The 2,892-nt window shown below is 37.6% G+C and carries 3 protein-coding genes; all 3 read right to left on the reverse strand.

Annotated elements, in window-relative coordinates; genetic code table 11:
• On the reverse strand, positions 1-499 hold a 499-nt coding region (locus tag J5V48_RS09565; RefSeq protein WP_219938388.1), incomplete at its 3' end, for an ExeA family protein.
• An 83-nt stretch (positions 500-582) separates the two neighbouring features.
• Positions 583-2,136 (reverse strand): DDE-type integrase/transposase/recombinase, encoded by a 1,554-nt coding sequence (locus tag J5V48_RS09570; protein WP_219938390.1) that lies wholly within the window; start codon positions 2,134-2,136, stop codon positions 583-585.
• A gap of 58 nt (positions 2,137-2,194) precedes the next feature.
• On the reverse strand, positions 2,195-2,892 hold a 698-nt coding region (locus J5V48_RS09575), incomplete at its 5' end, for a hypothetical protein (RefSeq protein ID WP_219938392.1).

The raw sequence follows: 2,892 nt of genomic DNA on the forward strand, positions 1-2,892 counted from the left end.
TCTTATCTAAATTACAAACGTAGATATTAAAATCCACACGCTGGCGGATGGCTCTACATCTAATCATGTTGAGCTTTTCCCATAACTCATTTTGACCTACTAGAATTAGAGTTAAAGGATTCTTAGAATCAAAGTCCTCATTTAAAAGGAACCTTAACTCCTCAAGTACGTCATAAGACCAGAGGTGACATTCATCAGCTACAGCAATTACTTTCTTATGCTGGGTATCGCGGATCATCTTAAGTTGATTGAGGAATAATCTCTTGCAGTTACCGTTATATAGTCTTGGCTCTACTCCAAGTTGAGCTAAAAAGGTGGAATACAACCACTTAGGGCTAACCTTGCTATCTGAGATGTATAAAAACTCATACTCAGAGTCTTTAAGAGATTCTTTTAAACATCTTATGGCTGTGGTTTTGCCAAGTCCTACTTCACCTGTAAATACAGCAAAGCTTTGAGTTTCAACTGCAACTTGCAATCTATTTAAGGCATTTCTCATGGACTTACTTTGAAAGAGACATTCCCTTGAAATATTTTTCTGAAAGGGCTCCCTTGTTAAATTAAAGGCATCTTGGATATAACTCATGCTTGTGACTCCTTACTGGTTAAGGTTGAGAATACATCTAAAGGATCGATACTTAATGTGGTGGATAAATTAGATGCAGTGGTGGTTGCTGCTGTACTTGTAGTACCAGCGCCTTGTTCTTTCTTGTGAGCTTTTTTCTTTTGCTTAGCTTGTTTTTGAGCAACTGCTGGGGATACTTTGATATCTTGTTCAAGCTCACTTGCAAATTGCTGTTGGAACTCTTCTTCTGTAGTGAATGAACCTTCAGCTTTTTGCTTTTCACGGGCAATCTTTTTAAGTAAAGCTCCCTTATTTTCTTCTTTAACCTCATAGTCTGGCTTTGCCCTATTAGGGCTATCACCTCTATTACCATAGGCATTCATCGTTAACTCTTTTAAAGGTAGAGAGGATAAATTCTCAAGTAATAACTCTGGTGCTTCTAAAGGAGCACCGGTTCTTGCAGTAATAACTTCAACTTCCGAATGCACACAGGCTATGTGATCTGGTATTACCCAAGTCTTACCGAATACAGAGATAGTGCCATCCTTTTTAATCTTACGCATGGTGGTGGTTAAAAAGGCGGAATCCATAAGCTCTGCAGGAGGAAATAAAGCTCTTTGCTTGTCATACAATGCATTAAAGACTTCATTAGGAGTCTTACCGTTTAAAGCTGAATGAACCTTATTGTTGTAGTCTTCAATCCAAGCCTGACAAAGCTCATTACACTTATTAAAACTAATACGTGGAAAAGCTTTTATTTGATTGAATAATGAGTCAATTGTTCGGTTAAAGCGTTCAATTTTCCCTTTGGCCGCTGCAGCTCTTATCGGAGCATGTTTTTCTTTGATGCCTAGACTCTTAAAAATAAAAGATAAGGAATGAGATACGTAAACCTTACCATTATCCATGTATACAGCACGAGGACGACCATATTTGGTGATAAGAGCTCGCATGGTGGAGTTTACGGTATATTGCATTTGGTTGGTAAAAAAGCCTGCTGATAAAATCTTACGGGTTCTATCATCAATCCAAGCTACTAGATACACCTTAACTAGTAGACCATCTTCATCGTAGACATTAGATGAAGGTCCATATTTAATATCTCCTTGAACTAAATCTAAAGGCTCATCGTGTTGGAAGCGGTTATAGTACTTACCTTTTGCTAATTTTTCAGTGTTGGCTAAATCTGCTTTACTAAGTCCTTTAGCTTGTAGATATCTTTGTGCAGTTGAGCGTTTTAATAAACCTTTCCAATTAGGATGCTCAGATTCTAAACAGTCAATTAAATCCTGTACTGATAAGTATTCATTAGCCACTCTAAGTTCACACAACTTCTCGACACAGTCATGTACCTGCTGATTGGTAGCAGCTTTAGTATTACTACCACGATATCTTGGACATAAACCGTGGGTGGCATCAGCTTGATAACGTTTAAGCCAATTCTTAACAGTATTAGCACTGAGGTTATTCTCAAGGGCTACCTCTTTAATCTTCTGTCTTAGCTCTAATTGATATTGCTCCTTGCTAGGATTTAGGCTCAATATCGGAGCTAAGATAGCGGTCCTTTTCATGACAACATCTTTGGTATTTAGTCTCTTTTTAGTCATTAAATCTCCTAAAAAAGCATATTTATGCGTTCGTAGGAGGAATTTTATGGGGAGGAGATCTGGTTCTCAATTGAGAGTATGTTGTTAAAGACAGTACAAAATGATTAAGCAGAATTTTTAGGCGATGAGTGAATTTCTTGATTTTTAGCTTAGCGAATTTTTCTGTTCTTAAGACTATATCTCGATGAGCTCCTGGCTTATGTAGTCTAAGGTACTTGCTTTTTGCATTGAACTTGGCTCTATACCATACGAGATCTAGAAGCTTGGTGATTTTCTCGTAATACCGAAGTATTAGATTGTATTTTTGGCAAGGATATAAATCTATGATTGCTTCATCTTCCACAGATGTTGGACTTTGACCTAAAGCTAGCTCTACAATCCTATTAGCAATTTGTGCCACTACAGCATAGAACGGTGTGTATAAATCCACAAACAGAACGTGAGTTATGTTTATCTCGTCTTCTAAATTGTCAGGGAATTTGTCATTATGGCGTTCTCTGTAGCGATTTAACTTCTCAGAACAATGAGCATTAGAGCACATCATCCTAGGTAAAGATACAGGGTAGCTCTTGAATTCGTAGCCTAAGCTAAATAACACATCGCTCTCTTCTGTTAAAGCTTTTACGATCTTTACATGATGACAATATGGTTGTAGCTTATGATTGCAGTAGGGGCAGTATTGAACTTTGGCATAGTCCTTTAGTTCATATGAAAGTCCAA

The sequence above is a fragment of the Succinivibrio faecicola genome (genome assembly GCF_019448115.1).
In the GTDB taxonomy this organism is placed as follows: domain Bacteria; phylum Pseudomonadota; class Gammaproteobacteria; order Enterobacterales; family Succinivibrionaceae; genus Succinivibrio; species Succinivibrio faecicola.